Genomic DNA, 18,483 nt, shown 5'->3' on the forward strand with positions numbered 1-18,483 from the left:
TGTGAATGTCAAGCCGCCGCCCGGCGCCGCCGCGCCGCCCGGATGCGCGCGTCAGACGGCCGAGGTGGCGGCCGCGCCCGTCGTGCGGCCCCGGCTGCCGCCCGGCGGCGCAGTGACGATCGAGGTGAGCGCCGGCTCGGCCGCGCGCAGCGCCGCCAGGTCGGGCCGCGGGCGGCGCAGCTGCGCATCGGCCGCGAAGGCGCTTTCCATCGCCTGTGCCGCGCCGAGCAGTTCGCGGTCGGCGCGGAAGCCGCCCACCACCTGCAGCCCGAAGGGCATGCCCGCATGGTCGAGCCCGCAGGGCAGCGCGATGGCCGGATGCGTTGTCAGCGTGACCACGTAGGTCAGCGCCAGCCAGCGGTAGTAGTTCGGCTGCTGCTCGCCCTCGACGGTGTCGGCGTAGAGCTGCGTCCACGGAAACGGCGTCACCGGCGTGGTGGGCGACAGGACGAGGTCGTAGTCCGCGAACACGGCCTGGAAGCGCTTGAGCAGCCGCGTCTGCTCGGCCTGTGCCCAGGCGCTGTCGAGCAGGCTCATGCGCGCGCCCATCTCGTAGTTGGCGCGCGAGTTGGGCCCGAGGCTCGACGGATCGCGCTCGTAGGCGGCCTGCATGCCGGCCACGAAGGCCTCGGCGCGCAGCACGTCGAAGCAGCGGTGCGCCTCGCCCAGGTCGAGCGAGACCGGATCGCAGCGCGCGAACAGGTGCCGCATCGCGCCGATCTTGTGGCGCAGGGTGGCGCGGATGCCTTCGTCCACCGCGCACACGCCGAAGTCCTCTGTCCAGGCCACGCGCAGCCGGCCCAGGTCGACCTCGGGCGGATTCAGGAACGACAGCGGATCGAGCGGATGGCTCAGCGGGTCGCCCGCATGCATGCCGGCCGAGGCGGCCATCTGCAGGCAGGCGTCGGCGACCGTGCGGCCCATCGGGCCGACCACCGAGATCGGCGTCCAGCCGAGCGGCTTGCGCACGCTCGGCACGATGCCGGGCGATGGCCGGAAGCCCACCACGCCGCACTTGGCCGCGGGAATGCGCAGCGAGCCGCCGGTGTCGGAGCCGGTGCACACCGGCAGCATGTCGCAGGCCAGCGCCGCCGCCGAGCCGCCCGAGGAGCCGCCCGCATTGAGGTTCGGATTGAACGGGTTGCCGGTGGCGCCCCAGACTTCGTTGCGCGAATTGGCGCCCGCGCCCATCTCGGGCACGTTGGTCTTGCCCGCGACGATCGCGCCGGCCCGGCGCAGCCGTGCCACGAGTTCGATGTCTTCCGTGGGCACGTGGTCGCGGAAGATCGCCGAGCCCCAGGTGGTGAGCAGCCCCTCGGTGGGTTCGAGGTCCTTCACGCCGAGCGGCAGGCCGTGCAGCAGGCCCAGCGGCTCGCCGCGCATCACCGCCGCCTCGGCCGCGCGGGCCTCGGTGCGCGCGCGCTCGAAGCAGGTCGCGGTCACGGCGTTGACGAAGGGGTTCACGCGCTCGATGCGCGCGATGCAGGCGTCGAGCAGCTCGACCGGCGAGACCGCCTTGCGGCCGATGAGGCGGCGCAGTTCGACCGCGGAATGTTCGACGAGGGTCATGGTCTGTGCAAGGGCGGCGGGCGCGCTAATCGGCGGTGATGTTGGCGCGCGCGGCCACCGCGCGCATCAGGGGCAGCTCCCGGCCGATCAGCTCGCTCACCGCGGCGCCGTCGGCATACCCCGGCTCCAGGCCCTGGGCCATGAGCTTGGCGCGCGTCTCCGGATCGGCGATGGTCGCGGCCAGCGCCTTCTCGAGCGTGGCCTTGACCTCGGGCGGCAGGCCGCGGGGCGCGGCGAGCGCGAGCCAGGTGTCCATGTCGATGCCCGGGTAGCCGCTCTCGGCCATCGTCGGCACGTCGGGCAGCAGCGTGGAGCGCCTCGCGGTGGTCACGGCAATGGCCTTGATCTTGCCGCTCTTGAGCTGCGGGACCGCCGCACTCACAGTGTCGATGGCGAACGGGATCTGGCCGCCCATCAGGTCGGTCATGGCCGGCGCACTGCCCTTGTACGGCACGTGCGTCATCCGCAGTCCCGCGGCATGCAGCAGGGTCTCGCCGGCGAACTGCGCGGTGGTGCCGGTGCCGTAGGAGGCATACGAATACTTGCCGGGCGCGGCCTTCACATGCGCGACGAACTGCTGCATGGTCTGCACCGGCACCTCGGCGTTGGCGAGCAGGATCATGCCCACGCGGCCCGCGAGCCCGATCGGCTCGAAGCTCTTGACCGGGTCGTAGGGCAGGTTGCTGCGGATCGCCGGATTGACGGTGAAGGTGGTGCCCGAGCTCACGAGCAGCGTGTGGCCGTCGGGCGCCGCCTTCGCCACGTAGGCGGCGCCGATCACCGTGCCCGCGCCCGCGCGGTTCTCGATCACCACCGACTGGCCGAGCGCCTTGCCGAGGCGCTGCGCGATCACGCGGGCGTTCACATCGGTGGCGCCGCCCGGCGGAAACGGCACCACGAGCGTGACGGGCCGAGACGGAAAGCCGCCGTCCGCGGCCAGCGCCGCGAGCGGCATCGCGGCGCCGAGGCACGCGGCCAGCGCCGCGGTTCGGGCCCATGCGGAGAGAGCAGCTGTCATCGGGTACTCCTGTGAAGCGGAAGCCGGCCGGCAGCGTGCCGGGCGCTTTCATCCTAGGAGGGCGGCTGCGCTGCCACAAGCGCAATGTTTAGAATTGTCGATTGCCGAATCGGCAATCGAGGCCGACGCATGCCAGGAGGGATCGATGGGACTGAACGCATTGCAGGAGACCGCGGTCCGGTACTTTCTCGAGGTCGTGCGAACGGGCTCGGTGAAGGAGGCGGCGCTCAAGCTCAACGTGGCGCCCTCGGCGGTGAGCCGGCAGGTGGCGCGGCTGGAGCGCGAACTCGACACGCTGCTGTTCGACCGCCATGCGCGCGGCATGGTGCCCAACGCGGCCGGCGAGCTGCTCGCCGCGCACGCCAAGCGCGTGCAGCAGGACATCGAGCGGGTCGCGGGCGAGATCGAAGGCCTGCGCGGGCTGCGCAGCGGTCGGGTGCGCATCGCGAGCACCGAGGGCTTCGCCTTCGATTTCCTGCCCACGCTGATCGCGCGCTTCCGCAGCCGGCATGCGGGCATCCGCTTCCACCTCGAGGTGTGCCCGCCGGCCGACGTGCCCACGCGCATCCGCGACGGCGAGGCCGACGTGGGCATCACGCTGAGCGCGCTGCCCGAGCCGGGCATCCGCGTCGAACTGCGCCATCCGAGCCCGATCCTCGCGGTGATGGCGAGCGACCATCCGCTCGCGACCCAGCAGCAGCTGTCGCTGCGGCAGGTGGTGGCCCATCCGCTGGGCCTGCCGCCGCGCGACACCTCGATACGCCAACTGCTCGACACCAGCTGCAGCCGCCAGGGCCTGCAGTACGTGCAGGCGATGTCGAGCAACCATGCGAACGCGCTCGTGAGCTTCGCGGCCGCGGGCGGCGGCAGCATCGCGTTCTATGGCGAGTTGTCGATCCGCACCCAGCTGAAGTCGAAGGCGCTGGTCGCGATCGCGCTCCGGGACCGCGAGATGAACGAGCGCCACCTCGAGATCCAGACCCTCGCGGGCCGCGCGCTGCCCGACGCGGGCAAGGCCTTCGTGCGCTTTCTTGCCGATGCGGTCAAGGCCGCCGCGTGAGCGCGCTTCGAAAGTGCGCATCGCGCGTGCGCTACACTCCGCGCCGCTTGCAGCCGTGTCGAGCGCTGCGCCGTCATTGGCAACATGACGAGAACAATCCTAAGGAAATTTTTCAAGTGAACCGTATCGAACTGGTCGAAAAGATCGCCACCGCCCACAACGTCAGCAAGGCCGAAGCCGCCCGCATCGTGGAAACCGTCACCGGTTCCATCATCGCCGCCGTGAAGAAGGGCGACCCCGTGCAGCTCATCGGCTTCGGCACCTTCAAGCAAGTGGCCCGCGCCGCACGCACCGGCTTCAACCCGCAAGCCGGCGCCAAGATCAAGATCGCCGCGCAGAAGGTGCCGAAGTTCGTGCCGGGCGCCGCCTTCAAGGCTGCGATCGACCCGAAGGCCGCCAAGCGCAAGGCCGAGAAGGCCGCCGCCAAGCCTGCAGCCAAGAAGGCCGCACCGGCGAAGAAGGCCGCTCCCGCCAAGAAGGCCGCCAAGAAGTAAGAAGCACTGCCGCGGCCTGCGGGCTGCGTCCGACGAAGACGGCCCTCGCGGGCCGTTTTCTTTTGGTGGCGGGCTCAGCCCCGCGCGCCGAGGCGCGCCAGGATCAGGTCGTGCAGCGTCTGCGCCGCCACCGACAGGCTGCCTTCGCGCCGCTGCACCAGGTAGATGCTGCGCGTCAGCCCGGGCAGCGGCAGCGGCCGCGTCACCAGCGTCTCGCGCCGGAAGTGGAACAGCGTGAGCGCCGGCACCACGCTGATGCCGATGCCGGCCTCCACCAGCCCCGTGACCGTGGCGAGGTGCTCGACCTCGAAGACGGCGTTGAGCCGCAGCGGATGCAGTGCCGCATCGAGCGACTGGCGCACGCTGCTGTGGCGCGCCATCTGGATGAAGGGCCAGGGCGCGAGCTGCCGGGCCGTGAGCCGGCGCACCGTGGCCAGCGGATGGTCGCTGCGGCACACGAGGTGGAAGCGGTCGTCGCAGAGCTTGCGACCGCGCAGGTCGCTGGCCGCGGCCGCGCCGGCGCCGCTGGCCGCGAGCGCGAAGTCGGCCTGGTGGCTGCGCAGCTGGGCGATGCAGGCGTCGGAGAGCGCGTCGTGCAACTCGACCGTGATGCCGGGCCAGGCCTGCATGAACTCGGCCAGCACCGGCGGCAGCCAGCCTGCCGCGAGCGACGGCAGCGCCGCCACGCTCACGCGGCCCTTGCGGCGCTGGGCATGGTCGGCCAGGTCGCCGATGGCGTCCTGCATGTCGTCGAGCAGCCGGCGGGCCGAGGGCTCGAACAGCCGCCCCTCGGGCGTGAGCTGCACGCTGCGGGTGTCGCGGTCGAACAGGCGCGTGCCAAGGGTTTCCTCCAGTGTCCGGATCAGCGCGCTGAACGCGGGCTGCGACAGGTGGCAGGTCTGCGCCGCGCGCGTGAAGTTGCGCTGCTCGGCCAGCGCCACGAAGGCGCGCAACTGGCGGCTGGAAAGGTCGGGCGCTGCGGGCATGGGCGGGGGTCCGGAAGCGGTGGGCGGGAAGAGGGGATTCGGGCGCCGGATGGTAGGCCTGTGCTCTGGACGCAACGAGGGCTGCGTAGCAATTGGGCGACAGTGCGGGAAAACCGGTACTTGTGTAAAAAAGTTGTGACTTGAAGCACTATTCGGCATCATGATCCGAGCCATGAAGTCCGGCGAAGCATCTTTTGCTTGGCGACATACCCTCGGGGTGCATGTTGCCGCTCTCATTCTGGCTTTCGCGGCGACGAGCAGCGGGGCGCAGCCGTCCGCGTCCGCGCCGCGGCTGCGGATCGTCGGCGGCCTGGGCGCCATCAGTCAGTTCACGCTGCATGAATCCCGCTTCTGGAACGAGGACCTGCGGCGCCTGAGCGGCGGCAAGTACAGCGCCACCATCGTGCCCTTCGACCAGGCCGGCGTGCCGGGGCAGGAGATGCTCAACCTGATGCGGCTGGGCGTCATTCCGTTCGGCACCGCGCTGCTGAGCCAGGTGAGCTCCGAATATCCCGAGCTCGGCACGCCCGACATCGCCGGCCTCAATCCCGACATGCCGTCGCTGCGGCGGGTCATCACCGCCTTCCGGCCGTATCTCGAGAAGAACCTGCGCGAGCGGCACGGCGTCGAGCTGCTCGCGGTGTATGCCTATCCGGCGCAGGTGATCTTCTGCAAGCAGCCGGTGAAGCAGCTTTCCGACCTGGCCGGGCGCCGCGTGCGCGTGTCGAGCAACAGCCAGGCCGATTTCATCCGGGCGCTGCGCGGCATTCCCGTGCCCACCGAGTTCTCGGAAGTCATGGCCAACATGCGCTCCGAGAACACCCAGTGCGCGATCACCGGCGCGATGTCGGGCAACACCATCGGCCTGCACCTCGTGACCCGGTCGATCTACACCATGCCGATCAACTGGGGCCTGGCGGTCTTCGGTGCCAACGCGGATGCCTGGAACGCGCTGCCGCCGGACCTCCAGGCGCTGCTGAAGGCCGAGCTGCCGAAGCTCGAGGCCGCGGTCTGGAGCGAGTCGGAGCGCGACACCGGCAACGGCATCGCGTGCAACACCGGCGCCGCCGGCTGCACGAAGGGCACCCGCGGCGCCATGGTCGAGTCGCATCCTTCCGCCGAGGACGACCGGCGCCGGCGCGAGATCTTCGCCGCCAGCGTGCTGCCGCGCTGGATGCAGCGCTGCGGGCGCGTCTGCGCGGAGGTGTGGGAGCAGACCGTCGGCCCCGTCGTCGGCATCAAGGCGTCCGCCATACCGCAGTGACCAAGCTGCTGCCCCGCCGCATCACCGGCTTCGTCTATGGCGTGGCGGCGGTGTTTCTCGTCGCCGTGTCCGCGATCGCCGGCTTCATGACCTGGCAGATGCGCGAGAAGGCGATCGCCGACGCCGAGACCGAGGCGGTCCGCTTCGTCGGCAGCTCCGAGGCCGCGCTCAATCGCAGCCTGCTGGGTGTGGACGTGCTGCTCGCGGGCCTCGGCCAGTTCCTGCGCAACTCCACCGGGGCGAGCATCGCGCGCGACATCTCGCACCCGGAGGCCGCGCAGCTGATCGAGACCGTGGTGCGCCAGAGCCTGCTGGTGCGCTACATCGCCTTCCTCACGCCCGACGGCCAGGTGGTCGGCTCCTCCGACCGCCGCGGCGCGCAGCTCGCGGTGCAGTTGCCCGACCGGTTCCTGAAGGAGCTGCTCGACCGCCCCGGCTCGATGCTCGCGATCAGCACGCCCGCCACCAGCGCGGCCACCTCGCAGCAGGTGCTGTACTTCGCGCGCGTGCTCCGGCTCGCCGACGGCAGCCGGCTGGTGGCGGTGGCCGAGGTGCAGGTCTCGATGCTGACCACGATCCTCGCGCAAGGCGCCAACATCCGCGGGCTGGAGGTCACGCTCGAACGCGAGTCGGGCGCGCTGCTCGCGAGCATGCCGCCGCGCGACGACCTCGCCGGCCGCACGCTGAGCCCGATCCTGAGCGAGCGGGCGAGCGACGGCCGGCCGCACCGCATGCTCTCTCGGCTCAGCGGCAAGCCTGCCGTGGTGGCCGCCCGCCCCGGGCTCTATCGCAACCTGATGATCGTGGCGAGCATCCCGCTCGATGCCGCGCTCGAAGGCTGGCGCCGGGAGCGCAACTTCATCGTCGGCGTCGCGCTCGCGTTCGCGCTGCTGATCCTCGCGATCAGCTATTTCGCGCATGTGCAGCTGCGGCGGCAGTGGCGCGCGCGCGTGGAGCTGATCCGCTCGAAGGCCACGCTGGACCAGGCGCTCGAATCGATGGTCGACGGCTTCGTGCTGCTCGATCCGCAGGACCGGGTGCTGACGTGGAACCGCCGCTTCGTCGACTACTTCCCCTGGGTGGAGCCGCTGATGGCGCCGCTCGCACCCTTCAAGGACATCGACGAGGAGAACGCCCGCCACCTGCTGGGGCAGAACGAGCAGGAACTCACCATGCTCAGCGGCCAGGTGATCCTCGTGGTGAAGAGCCCCACGCCCGACGGCGGCATGGTGTGCGTCTACCGCGACGTCACCGAGAAGAAGCGCCACGTCGCCGACATCCTCGAGGGCAAGGCGCAGCTGCAGGCCACGCTCGACGCGCTGCCCGACGTGCTGCTGGAGGCCGGCATCGACGGCCGCTGCTACCGCTTCCATTCGCCGCGCCGCCCGCGGCCCTCGATCAAGGTGCGCGAGCCGGTCGGCAAGCTGATGTCGGACCTGCTGCCGAAGAACGCCGCCGCCGAGGTGATGGTGGCGCTGCGCGACGCCTTCGAGACCGGCTTCTCCTCGGGCCGGCAGTTCGAGAACCGCGCCGCGCGCGGCACCACCTGGTTCGAGATCTCGGTGTCGCGCAAGCTGATCGGCGAGGGCGCGGCCGCGCGCTTCATCGTGATCCTGCGCGACATCACCGAAGCCAAGCTCGCCGCGCGCGAGATCGAGCACCTGGCCTTCTACGACATCCTCACGGGCCTGCCCAACCGCCGGCTGCTGCTGCACCGGCTGCAGTCCACGGTGGACGCCAACATCCGGCGGATGCGCCACGGCGCGCTGCTGTTCCTCGACCTGGACGACTTCAAGACGCTCAACGACGCGCTCGGCCATGCCACCGGCGACGGGCTGCTCAAGCAGGTCGCGGTGCGCCTGCAGGACTGCCTGGCCGAGGGCGGCACCGTCGCGCGGCTCGGCGGCGACGAGTTCGTGGTGCTGCTCGAGAACCTCAGCGACGACCCCGCCGTCGCGGCGATGCAGGCCAACGCCGTCGGCGAGGCCGTGCTCACGAGCATCAACCGCTCGTTCCAGCTCGGCGACCACCAGTACCACAGCACCTGCAGCATCGGCGCCGTGGTGTTCAGCGGTGCGCACCAGTCGCTCGAAGACCTGCTGAAGCAGGCGGACATCGCGATGTACTACGCCAAGTCCGCGGGCGGCAATGCGCTGCGCTTCTTCGAGGCCGCGATGCAGACGGCCATCACCGCGCGCGCCACGCTCGAGAGCGAGCTGCATGCGGCCATCGAGGGCGAGCAGTTCGTGCTGCACTACCAGAGCCAGGTGCGCTCCGACGGCCACATCGTCGGCGCCGAGGTGCTGATCCGCTGGCACCATCCGGCGCGGGGCCTGGTGCAGCCCGGCGGCTTCATCGAGCTGGCGGAAGAGACCGGGCTGATCGTGCCGATCGGCATGTGGGTGCTCGAGACCGCCTGCCGGCAGCTCGAGCGCTGGAGCCACGATCCGCGGCGCCGGCACCTGCGGCTCGCGGTCAACGTGAGCGCGCGCCAGTTCCGCACCGACGACTTCGTCGACCGCGTGCGCGACGTGCTGCACCGCACCGGCGCCGACCCCACGCGGCTGGAGCTGGAGCTCACCGAGAGCCTGCTGCAGGACAAGGTGACCGAGACCATCGAGAAGATGCAGGCGCTCGCCACGCTCGGCGTGCGCTTCTCGATGGACGACTTCGGCACCGGCTTCTCGTCGCTGTCGTACATGACGCAGCTGCCGCTGAACCAGATCAAGGTCGACAAGTTCTTCGTGCAGAGCATCGGCATGGACCCGAAGGTGCAGCTCATCATCCAGGCCATCATCGGCATGGCGCGCAACCTCGATCTGGAGATCGTCGCCGAAGGCGTCGAGACGCAGTCGCAGTTCGAGTTCCTCCAGGCCCACGGCGACATGCTGTGCCAGGGCTATCTGTTCAGCAAGCCGGTGCCGCTCGAGCAGTTCGAGGCGCAGCTGGACGTCGAGATGGCGAGCTGAACGCCGCCCGGTCTCGCCCGAAGCATCCATGATGCGCCCCCCGACCTTCCGGCCCGCCCCGCTTCAGCCTGCGCGCGCGCATGTCGGTGGGCGTGGCCGCGATCGTCTTCCTCACGGCGATGAGCGTGACCGCCGCGGCGCTCTACTTCGTCAAGCGCAACATGGAGGAGGCCGTCGCCGGCGAGGAGTTCGAACGCATCTCGGAAATGGCCGATGCGGTGGACCAGAAGTTCCAGAGCCGGCGCACCCTGCTCAAGACCTTCGGCGACAGCCTGGAGACCCACCGCCTGGAGACCGGCCTCGGGCTGCAGGACTTCGTCACGCGGCATCCGGCGCTCAAGGAGGCCTTCGACAACGTGGCCATCACCGATCTTGCGGGCGAGCTCGTGGCCAATTACAACGGCGCGCACCGGATCGGCACGGTCAACGTCAGCGACCGCGAGTACTTCCGCCGCACCGTGGCCGCGAAGGCGGGCGTGATCTCCGAGCCCTTCCGCAACCGCCTCAACGGGCTCGCGCAGATCGTGCTGACCGAGCCCGTGCTCGATCCGGCGGGCGAGGTGGCCTACGTCATCTCTGCCTTCGTGAACCTGGGCGAGCACAACTTCCTCGGCCGGCTCGCCGACGTGAAGTTCGGCGACAGCGGCTACATGTTCATCACCACGACCCGGGGCGTCGTGATCCACGATCCCGACAAGTCGCGGCTGCTGGGGCGCGCGGCCGAGGGGCCGCACGCTGGGGCCGTCGAGCGCGCGCTCGGCGGCTTCGAGGGCAGCTTCGAGACCACCGACCGCGGCGGCGCGCACGGCCTCTATGCCTTCAAGCGCATCCGCGCGACCGACTGGGTGCTCGGCGCGATGTACCCGCGCGACGAGGCCTTCGCGCGCATTGCGCGCATCGAGCGCTTCGCCTGGCTCGGCACCTGCCTGCTGACGCTGCTGGCCGGCGGGCTCGCCTTCGTCACCGCGCGCGCCCAGCTCGCGCCGCTCGCGCGGCTGCGCGAGCACATGCAGGTCGCGCGCACCGCCGCCGACTACGCGCCGATGAAGGAGGCGCCGCCGAAGGACGAGGTCGGCGACCTCGCGCTCGCCTTCGACCTGCTGATGCTGGAGCGGCAGGCCGCGCAGCGCAAGCTCGCCGACAGCGAGCGCTTCCTGCGCGACGTGACCGACCACCTGCCGGCGGTGGTGGCCTACTTTGACCGCCACCAGCGCTGCCTGTTCGCCAACCAGGCCGGGCTCGCGATGCGCGGCCGCACGCGCGCCGACATCGGCCGCATGACCATGCGCGAATCGCTGCCCGATGCGGTGTACCGCCAGCTCGAGCCGCAGATCGCGAAGGTGCTCGAAGGCACGCCCTCGCGCACCGAGGGCACCTACGACCGCCGCGGCAAGGAGGGCTTCTTCGAGTGCCACCTCGCGCCCGACATCCGCGAGGACGGCGAGCTCGCGGGCTACTACGTGATGACCTTCGACGTCACCAAGCGCAAGCAGGCCGAGGTCCGCAGCGCCGAGAGCGAGCGCCGCCTGCGCGGCCTGACCGACAGCGTGCCGGTGCTGCTGACCGAAGTGGACCTGCAGGAGCGCGTGGTCTTCTGCAACGGCCGCTACCTGACCTGGCTCGGCGTCGCGCCGGCCGCGCTCGTCAACCGCCCGCTGCGCGAGGCGCTCGGCGAGGCCCAGTACGAGCAGCGCAGGCCGCTGCTGGCGCGCGCCTTCGCGGGCGAGGTGGTGAGCTTCGAGCAGCCCGTCAGCCTGCTGATCGGCGAGCGCGTGCTGCAGACCACCTACCTGCCGCAGCTCGATGCCGCCGGCGCGGTGATCGGCCTGTACATCCTCGCCAACGACGTGACCGAGCTCAAGCGCCAGCAGATGCAGCTCGATGCGCTTGCGCGCGAGGATGCGCTGACGGGGCTGCCGAACCGCCGCTCCTTCGAGGAGCACGTGCGCGACGCGATCGCACGCTCGCGCAGGTCGGGGCTGCCGGTCTGCCTGATGTTCCTCGACGTCGACTACTTCAAGACGATCAACGATTCGCTCGGCCATGCGGCAGGCGACGCGGTGCTGCGGGAGTTCGGGCAGCGGCTGCGGCAGAACGTGCGCGAGACCGACATGGCGGCGCGCTACGCGGGCGACGAGTTCGTGATCCTGCTGGAGGCGGTGTCGGGCGCGGCCGAGGCGCAGACGGTCGCCGGCAAGGTGCTGGCGGCCATGCGGCCCGCGTTCCAGCTGCCCGGCCGCACCCTGCAGGTCACCACCAGCATCGGCGTCGCGATGGCCGAGCCCGAGGAGGACTTTCCCGCGCTGATGGCGCGCGCCGACGCCGCGCTGTACGTGGCCAAGAAGGAGGGCCGCAACCGCTTCGTGATGGCCGCATCGCGGCCCGTGCCGCCGGGCGGTGCATCCGCCTGGCCGCGGCAGGGGCCGTCCGGCGCCTGAGCGCGCGCGGCGTGGTCTGGGCCTTGTCCTACGCCGGAAGTACGTGCCGCTGCCCTAAATTGGCGCCACCGTGACTCGTTGGCGCACAGGCCGCCTGCATCGAAGCGCGGGCCCAGGAGGAAGAAGCGCTATGGCAGATCACGGCGGTGGCAGTGCACCCCTGAACCCACGCACGCTGACCGACGCCGACTTCCGGCTGATGGTCGATACGGTCACCGACTACGCCATCGCGATGCTGGACCCGGGCGGCGTCGTCGTCAGCTGGAACGACGGCGCCCGCATGCTCAACGGCTACGAGGCGCCCGAAGTGCTCGGGAAGCACTTCTCGCTGTTCTACCCGAGCGAGCTGCTCGACCAGCGCAAGCCCGAGCAGGAACTCGAGACCGCCCGCAAGGACGGCCGCGTCGAGCAGGAAGGCTGGCGCCTGCGCAAGGACGGCACGCGCTTCTGGGCCAGCATCGTGGTCACGCGCGTGGACGGACCGAACGGCGAGGTGCGCGGCTTCTCGATGATCTGCCGCGACCTCAGCGAGCGGCGCCGCCAGGACGAGGCGCTGCGCATGAGCGAGGAGCGCTTCCGGCTGCTGGTGGAGGGCGTGAAGGACTATGCGATCTTCATGCTCGATCCGGGCGGCCACGTGGTGAGCTGGAACCTCGGCGCGCAGAAGAACAAGGGCTACGAGGCCTCCGAGATCATCGGCCAGCACTTCTCGAAGTTCTATCCGCCCGAGATCGCCGCCATCGGCTGGCCCGAGCAGGAACTGCGCAACGCGCTGCGCGACGGCCGCTTCGAGGACGAGGGCTGGCGCATCCGCAAGGACGGCAGCCGCTTCTGGGCCAGCGTGGTGATCACCGCGCTGCACGATGCGAGCGGGCGCCACCGCGGCTTCGCCAAGGTCACGCGCGACCTGACCGAGCGGCGCCGCGTCACCGCGCTGGAGGACGAGGGGCGCCGCGTGACCAACTTCCTTGCCATGCTCGGGCACGAGCTGCGGAATCCGCTCGCGCCGATCTCGAACGCGCTCGAACTGCTCAAGCGCGAGAAGACCGAATCGGCCGTGGTGCTGCACACGCGCGACATCATCGGCCGGCAGCTGCGGCAGATGACGCGGCTCGTGGACGACCTGCTCGACGTGGGCCGCATCACCAGCGGCAAGATCCACCTCGAGAGCAAGCCGGTGCGCCTGCGCGACGCGATCGCGCAGGCCGCCGAGGCGGTGCGGCCGCTGATCGAGAGCAAGTCGCAGACCCTGCATCCGCCGGCGCCCGGGGACGACCCGTGGATCACGGGCGACAGCGCGCGCGTGGTCCAGGTCCTCAGCAACCTGATCCACAACGCGGCCAAGTTCACCCAGGCTGGCGGCAACATCCACGTCACCCTCTCGCAGACCGAGAGCGCGGCCGACGTCAGCGTGCGCGACGACGGGCCCGGCATCCACCCCAAGGACCTGCAGCGCATCTTCGACCTGTTCGTGCAGGGCGAGCAGGACATGGCGCGCTCGCAGGGCGGGCTCGGCCTGGGGCTGAGCCTGGTGCAGCAGCTGGTCACGCTGCATGGCGGCCGGGTCAGCGCGTTCAGCACCGGGCGCGTGGGCGAGGGCAGCGAGTTCGTGGTGCAGTTCCCGACCACGCAGGCGCCCGCCACCACGCTCGACGCCGAGCCCCGGCCGGCCGGCGAGCAGCGCGTGCTCGTGGTGGACGACAACAGGGATGCCGCCGAGACCATGGCGCTGCTGCTCGAGGCGCTGGGCTACAAGTCCAGCGTCGTGCACGACGGGCTGAGCGCGATCGCGGCGGTGCGCGCGCAGGATCCCGACGTGGTGCTGCTGGACATCGGCCTGCCCGACCTCAACGGCCACGAGGTCGCGCGCCGGCTGCGCGCCGAGCTGATCAATCCGCCGCCGCTGATCGCCGTGACCGGCTACGGCCAGGCCAGCGACCGCGACACCAGCCTCGAAGCCGGGTTCACGGCCCACCTGACGAAGCCGGTGGACGTCGACAAGCTCACGGCGCTGCTCGAGCGGCTGCTCGAACCGACCGCGCGCTCGGGGCCGACCTAGGCCGGCTCGACGGGCAGCGCGCGCTTGTGCGCGCTCTTGCGGTGCGTGGCAAGGATGATCTCGCGCGCCGCGGCGGCGATGGGCTTGCCTTCGAGGAAGTCGTCGATCTGCGCGTAGCTCACGCCGAAGGCGTCCTCGTCGGGCTTCTGCGGCACCAGCGATTCGAGGTCGGCCGTCGGCACCTTGAAGACCAGTTCGTCGGGCGCGCCGAGCTGCTGCCCGAGCGCGCGCACCCGGCGCTTGTTGAGGCCGGTGAGCGGCGTCACGTCGGCCGCGCCGTCGCCGAACTTGGTGAAGAAGCCCATCAGCGCCTCGGCCGCATGGTCGGTGCCGATGACGAGGCCGTCGTTCGCGCCGGCCACCGCGAACTGCGCGATCATGCGCTGGCGCGCCTTGATGTTGCCGAGCACGAAGTCCTCGTGCGCCGCGTCGCGGAAGCCGAGCTGGCCCGCCTTCAGCGCCGCGAGCATCGCGTCGGCGGCCGGGCGGATGTCGACCGTGAGCGTGCGGTCGGGCGCGATCACCGCGAGCGAACGCTGCGCCTCGGCCTCGTCCTTCTGCACGCCGTAGGGCAGCCGCATCGCGATGAAGCTCGCCTCATACCCTTCGGCGCGCAGCCGCTGCACCGCGCGCTGCGCGAGGCAGCCCGCGACCAGCGAATCGACGCCGCCGCTGATGCCCAGCACCAGCGACTTCAGCCCCGCGCCGCGCAGGTAGTCGGCCAGGAACGCGATGCGCCGCTCGACTTCGCGCGCGGCATCGAAGACCGGCGCCACCTGCAGCTTCTCGATGATCCCGCGCTGCACGGCGTCGACGGGAGCCAGTTGGTCATCGTTCATGATCGGGTCCTTTCCGGGCGGATTAGAAGTCCACCAGGCTCAGGCCGATGCTCAGCACAGTGCGCTTGCGGTTGTAGTCCACCAGCGTATCGCCGTAGCCGTGGAAGAGCTGCGTGTGGAAGCGCAGGTTGCTCTTGGTCGGGTCGCCGATCGCCTTGAGCCATTCGAGCCGCACCGAACCGCGCCCGCTGTCGCGCAGGTTGTTGCGCACCGTGAGCGCCAGCGTGTTGTCGCGGTTGAAGTTCCAGCGGCCCGTGACCTCGGCGCGGCCGATGTAGCTCGAGATGTCGGGGTTGTCGTCCTTGGCGGCGTCTTCCGAGAGCCGCTGCCAGATGCGGCCGGTGATGCTGAAGCGGTCGTCGAGCTCCGCGCCGCCCATCAGGTAGACGCGGTTCCAGCTGCGCGACAGCGGCAGGCTCTGGCCGTTGGACTGGTGCACCAGCCCGACGCCGGCATAGCGCCAGCGCCAGCCGCCCGGCAGGCCGAAGTCGAGCGGATAGACGTAGATCAGCTCGGGCTCGTGGTCGGTGGTGCGGAACGGGCGCGAGATGTCGCCGTTGAAGAGCTGCCAGGTCGACTGCTGCGAATAGGCGAACCACAGCGAATCCTTCCTGACCGGGTCGTTCTGCGTGAGCAGGCCCTGCGCGAGCTTGGTGCGCACCGACAGGCCGATGCGCATCTCGTTGGCCTGGTAGGCCACCGGCGTGGCGGTGTGGCCCTCGGACGGGGAGGTGGGCGTGTCGGGCTTGCTGCTGGCGGCCGAGGCCGACACGTTGAGCGGCCGGTAGCCGCGGAACACGAAGGTGCCGCAGTCGCTGCCGTTCTCGAGTTCCCAGAAGCGCGACAGCACCGAGTACTGGCGATCGCGGCAGCCCTCGCTGGTGGCGACCGAGACCACGCGGGTCGCGGGGATCGATGCGTCCACCGGCGGCGCGGGCTGCGTGCTCGCCAGCACCGGCGGCGCCACCGGCACCGACACCGCGGGCAGCGTCTGCTGCTGGGCCCAGCGGTCGAAGCAGGCCAGCCGCGCCTCGTTGTTGTTGCCGAGCGCGGCGCACTGCTGCCAGGTCAGCTGCGCATCGGCGAGCGGGCTCGCGGGCTTGTCGACGGCCTGCGCGGCCGCCGGTGGCGCGAAGAAGCCGGCCAGCGGCAGCAGGGCGGCGGCGATGGCGGTGTATCGGGGGGTGATGGTGTTCATTTCTCTGCGGTCCGTTCCGTCTTCGTGAGCGTGAAGGAATGGGTGCTGTCGTCGGCCGCGTCGCGCCAGGTGCCGGTGAACGCGCGGCCGCACGCATCGACGCGCAAGGTGCCCGACCAGACGCCGCTGATGCTGCGGCCGTCGCGCGACTCGTCGAGCGCGAGCGTGCCTTCGTCGTCGACGTCGCCCGCGACCTGCGCGACCGAGGCGTCGGCGCGCGTGACGGTGCCGCGCACGCCGGCGTATTCGGGATGGCGGCCGAGCCGCACCGACACGACGCCCGGCTCGCCCTCGATGCGCGCCTGCCAGTCGCCGTAGAGCGCCTCGACCGGCAGCTCGCGCGCGTTCGCGGGGCAGCCGGGCGGCGGTCCGGGCGCGGCACAGCCCGCCGCGAGCGCGGCCGTGCCGAGGAGCAGCAGCAGCGCCGCCTTCATGGCGCGGCGGCGGCGGCCGCTGCGGCCGCCGCGCTGTCCTGCGCCTTGCGCGCGAACTCGGCGCGCAGCGCCTTGAGCTTCTCGCGCGGGTCCTCGCGCGTGGTGGCCTTGTCCAGGCCCATCTCGGCGATGAAGCGGCTCGGCACGCAGGGCACCATCTCGCGGCCCTGCTTGCGCTTCTTGGTCCAGCTCACCGCGAGGCTGCGCTGCGCGCGCGTGATGCCCACGTACATGAGCCGGCGCTCCTCCTGCAGCCGCTGCAGCGTGTCCTCGCTGACCTTCTGCTGGCGGCCGTTGTCGTCCTCCAGCTTGAAGGGCAGCAGGCCCTCGGTCACGCCGATCAGCATCACGTGCGGCCATTCCAGGCCCTTGGAGGCATGCAGCGTCGAGAGCGTGACCACGTTCTGGTCCTGCTCGCGCTCGCTGATGGTGGAGAGCAGCGAGATGGTCTGCGCCACCTCGAGCAGGCTCTTGCGCTCGCCCTCGGCGGCGGCGCCGTCGGCGCCCGAGGCATCGTCGAGCGCGCCGCCCGCGCGCTGCGACATCCAGTCGACGAACTCGATCACGTTGGTCCAGCGCGCGGCCGCGGCCTGTTCGCTGTCCTCGCCGTCGTAGAGGTGCTTCTCGTACTCGATCTCCTTGAGCCATTCGAGCATGAAGGTGCGCGAGTCCTCGGCGCCCATGGTGCGGCGGGCGCGGTATTCGAGGTCGTTGATGTAGCGGCCGAACTCGTGCAGGCCTTCGAGCGCGCGCTTGGGCATCACGCTCGGCAGCGACGAACTGAAGAGCGCCTCGAACAGGCTCAGCTTGTACTGGCTCGCGAAGGTGCCGAGCGCGGCGAGCGTGGTGTGGCCGATGCCGCGCTTCGGCGTGGTGACGGCGCGCAGGAAGGCCGGGTCGTCGTCGTTGTTGACCCAGAGCCGGAACCAGCCGCACAGGTCCTTGATCTCGGCGCGGTCGAAGAAGCTCTGGCCGCCCGATACCTTGTAGGGGATCTGCGCCTTGCGCAATGCCTGCTCGAGCACGCGCGCCTGGTGGTTGGCGCGGTAGAGGATCGCGAAGTCGCGGAACTCCTTGTACTGCTTGCCCTGCGCGGTGGCGTCGCCGGCGCGCAGGCTGATGATGCGCGCCACCGCGCGTTCGGCCTCGTGCGCCTCGGAGTCGGCATCGACGATGCGCACCGGTTCGCCCTCGCCGAGCTCGGAGAACAGCGTCTTCGGGAACAGCTTGGGGTTGGGGCCGATCACGTTGTTGGCGGCGCGCAGGATCGCGCTCGTGGAGCGGTAGTTCTGCTCCAGCTTGATGACCTTGAGCGTGGGGTAGTCCACCGGCAGCTTGCGCAGGTTGTCGAGCGTGGCGCCGCGCCAGCCGTAGATCGACTGGTCGTCGTCGCCCACCGCGGTGAACTGGCCGCGCGTGCCGGCCAGCGCCTTGAGCACCTCGTACTGCGTGGCGTTGGTGTCCTGGTATTCGTCCACCAGGATGTGGCCGAGCGCGGCCTGCCACTTGGCGCGCACTTCGTCGAAATCGCGCAGCAGCTTGAGCGGCATGCCGATCAGGTCGTCGAAGTCCACGCTCTGGTAGGCCGCGAGCCGCTCCTCGTAGCGCGCCATGATGCGCGCGGTGATGCGCTCGTTGTCGTCCACGGCGGCGGCCTCGGCCTGGGCCGCGTTCAGACCCATGTTCTTCCACTTGCTGATGGTCCACTGCCAGATCCGCGCGGTGGCCGCATCGGTGGTGCCGCCGGCGTCCTTGAGGATCTTCGTGACGTCGTCGCTGTCGAGGATGCTGAAGGCGGGCTTCAGGCCCAGCACGGCGCCGTCCTCGCGCATCATGCGCACGCCCAGCGCATGGAAGGTGCAGATCACCACATGCTTGGCGTCGCGCCCGATCAGCCCCTTGGCGCGCTCGCGCATCTCGCTCGCGGCCTTGTTGGTGAAGGTGATCGCGGCGATGCGCTTGGGTTCGAGCCCGGCCTGGATCAGCCGCGCGATCTTGTGCGTGATCACGCGCGTCTTGCCCGAGCCCGCGCCCGCGAGCACCAGGCAGGGGCCGTGCATGTAGTTGACAGCTTCTTGTTGCGCGAGATTGAGACCGGAGGACATGGGGAGTGGGGACGGAAGGCCGCGAAGGCCACGACAGGCGCGAAAGCGGG

The 18,483-nt window shown here is 70.6% G+C and carries 13 protein-coding genes; 6 read left to right on the forward strand and 7 right to left on the reverse strand.

Features of this window, described 5'->3' with window-relative positions; translation table 11 throughout:
* Positions 1-51: 51 nt before the first annotated feature.
* Both M2165_RS12685 and M2165_RS12690 read right to left on the reverse strand, forming a co-directional pair.
* Positions 52-1,569, reverse strand: a complete 1,518-nt coding sequence (locus M2165_RS12685; protein WP_280814978.1) for an amidase family protein — start codon at positions 1,567-1,569, stop codon at positions 52-54.
* 25 nt (positions 1,570-1,594) lie between these two features.
* Complete coding sequence (locus tag M2165_RS12690; protein WP_280814979.1) at positions 1,595-2,587, reverse strand: tripartite tricarboxylate transporter substrate binding protein; 993 nt, start codon at positions 2,585-2,587, stop codon at positions 1,595-1,597.
* 145 nt (positions 2,588-2,732) lie between these two features.
* Here M2165_RS12690 and M2165_RS12695 point away from each other — a divergent pair, with 145 nt between their 5' ends.
* Both M2165_RS12695 and M2165_RS12700 read left to right on the forward strand, forming a co-directional pair.
* Positions 2,733-3,647, forward strand: coding sequence for a LysR family transcriptional regulator (locus M2165_RS12695; protein ID WP_280814980.1), 915 nt, complete (start codon positions 2,733-2,735; stop codon positions 3,645-3,647).
* A gap of 116 nt (positions 3,648-3,763) precedes the next feature.
* A complete protein-coding gene (locus M2165_RS12700) occupies positions 3,764-4,141 on the forward strand; it encodes an HU family DNA-binding protein (protein WP_280817528.1) in 378 nt (125 codons plus the stop codon).
* A 74-nt stretch (positions 4,142-4,215) separates the two neighbouring features.
* On the opposite strand, the gene M2165_RS12705 is transcribed toward M2165_RS12700, so the two are convergent.
* Complete coding sequence (locus M2165_RS12705) at positions 4,216-5,127, reverse strand: LysR family transcriptional regulator (protein ID WP_280814981.1); 912 nt, start codon at positions 5,125-5,127, stop codon at positions 4,216-4,218.
* Between the two features lie 217 nt (positions 5,128-5,344).
* On the opposite strand from M2165_RS12705, the gene M2165_RS12710 reads away from it, so the two are divergent.
* The 4 genes from M2165_RS12710 to M2165_RS12725 all read left to right on the forward strand — a co-directional run bounded on the left by M2165_RS12710 (position 5,345) and on the right by M2165_RS12725 (position 13,857).
* Complete coding sequence (locus M2165_RS12710; RefSeq protein ID WP_348541050.1) at positions 5,345-6,391, forward strand: TRAP transporter substrate-binding protein; 1,047 nt, start codon at positions 5,345-5,347, stop codon at positions 6,389-6,391.
* Positions 6,388-9,360: an EAL domain-containing protein gene (locus M2165_RS12715; RefSeq protein WP_280814983.1), complete on the forward strand. Its 2,973-nt coding sequence runs from the start codon at positions 6,388-6,390 to the stop codon at positions 9,358-9,360. Before M2165_RS12710 ends, M2165_RS12715 begins: the two co-directional genes overlap by 4 nt.
* Positions 9,361-9,440: 80 nt before the next feature.
* The gene (locus tag M2165_RS12720) at positions 9,441-11,798 is read left to right on the forward strand and encodes a diguanylate cyclase (RefSeq protein ID WP_280814984.1); all 2,358 of its coding nucleotides are present in this window, start codon (positions 9,441-9,443) and stop codon (positions 11,796-11,798) included.
* A 130-nt stretch (positions 11,799-11,928) separates the two neighbouring features.
* Positions 11,929-13,857, forward strand: a complete 1,929-nt coding sequence (locus M2165_RS12725) for a PAS domain S-box protein (protein WP_280814985.1) — start codon at positions 11,929-11,931, stop codon at positions 13,855-13,857.
* On the opposite strand, the gene nadE is transcribed toward M2165_RS12725, so the two are convergent.
* The 4 genes from nadE to M2165_RS12745 are packed head-to-tail and all read right to left on the reverse strand — an operon-like array spanning position 13,854 to position 18,433.
* Entirely contained in the window at positions 13,854-14,696 is an 843-nt protein-coding gene (gene nadE, locus M2165_RS12730; RefSeq protein WP_280814986.1) for an ammonia-dependent NAD(+) synthetase, read from the reverse strand. The genes M2165_RS12725 and nadE overlap by 4 nt on opposite strands.
* Positions 14,697-14,718: 22 nt before the next feature.
* Complete coding sequence (locus M2165_RS12735; RefSeq protein WP_280814987.1) at positions 14,719-15,894, reverse strand: phospholipase A; 1,176 nt, start codon at positions 15,892-15,894, stop codon at positions 14,719-14,721.
* The gene (locus M2165_RS12740) at positions 15,891-16,328 is read right to left on the reverse strand and encodes a hypothetical protein (RefSeq protein WP_280814988.1); all 438 of its coding nucleotides are present in this window, start codon (positions 16,326-16,328) and stop codon (positions 15,891-15,893) included. Before M2165_RS12740 ends, M2165_RS12735 begins: the two co-directional genes overlap by 4 nt.
* Positions 16,325-18,433, reverse strand: a complete 2,109-nt coding sequence (locus tag M2165_RS12745; RefSeq protein ID WP_280814989.1) for a UvrD-helicase domain-containing protein — start codon at positions 18,431-18,433, stop codon at positions 16,325-16,327. Before M2165_RS12745 ends, M2165_RS12740 begins: the two co-directional genes overlap by 4 nt.
* Positions 18,434-18,483: the final 50 nt, after the last annotated feature.

The organism is Variovorax sp. TBS-050B (assembly GCF_029893635.1).
Lineage (GTDB): Bacteria > Pseudomonadota > Gammaproteobacteria > Burkholderiales > Burkholderiaceae_C > Variovorax.

Bases quoted from the DNA above. Each gene is read 5' to 3' on its own strand.
- M2165_RS12685 (WP_280814978.1), bottom strand. From the start codon at position 1,569: ATGACCCTCGTCGAACATTCCGCGGTCGAACTGCGCCGCCTCATCGGC.
- M2165_RS12690 (WP_280814979.1), bottom strand. From the start codon at position 2,587: ATGACAGCTGCTCTCTCCGCATGGGCCCGAACCGCGGCGCTGGCCGCG.
- M2165_RS12695 (WP_280814980.1), top strand. From the start codon at position 2,733: ATGGGACTGAACGCATTGCAGGAGACCGCGGTCCGGTACTTTCTCGAG.
- M2165_RS12705 (WP_280814981.1), bottom strand. From the start codon at position 5,127: ATGCCCGCAGCGCCCGACCTTTCCAGCCGCCAGTTGCGCGCCTTCGTG.
- M2165_RS12720 (WP_280814984.1), top strand. From the start codon at position 9,441: ATGTCGGTGGGCGTGGCCGCGATCGTCTTCCTCACGGCGATGAGCGTG.
- M2165_RS12725 (WP_280814985.1), top strand. From the start codon at position 11,929: ATGGCAGATCACGGCGGTGGCAGTGCACCCCTGAACCCACGCACGCTG.
- nadE (WP_280814986.1), bottom strand. From the start codon at position 14,696: ATGAACGATGACCAACTGGCTCCCGTCGACGCCGTGCAGCGCGGGATC.
- M2165_RS12735 (WP_280814987.1), bottom strand. From the start codon at position 15,894: ATGAACACCATCACCCCCCGATACACCGCCATCGCCGCCGCCCTGCTG.
- M2165_RS12740 (WP_280814988.1), bottom strand. From the start codon at position 16,328: ATGAAGGCGGCGCTGCTGCTGCTCCTCGGCACGGCCGCGCTCGCGGCG.
- M2165_RS12745 (WP_280814989.1), bottom strand. From the start codon at position 18,433: ATGTCCTCCGGTCTCAATCTCGCGCAACAAGAAGCTGTCAACTACATG.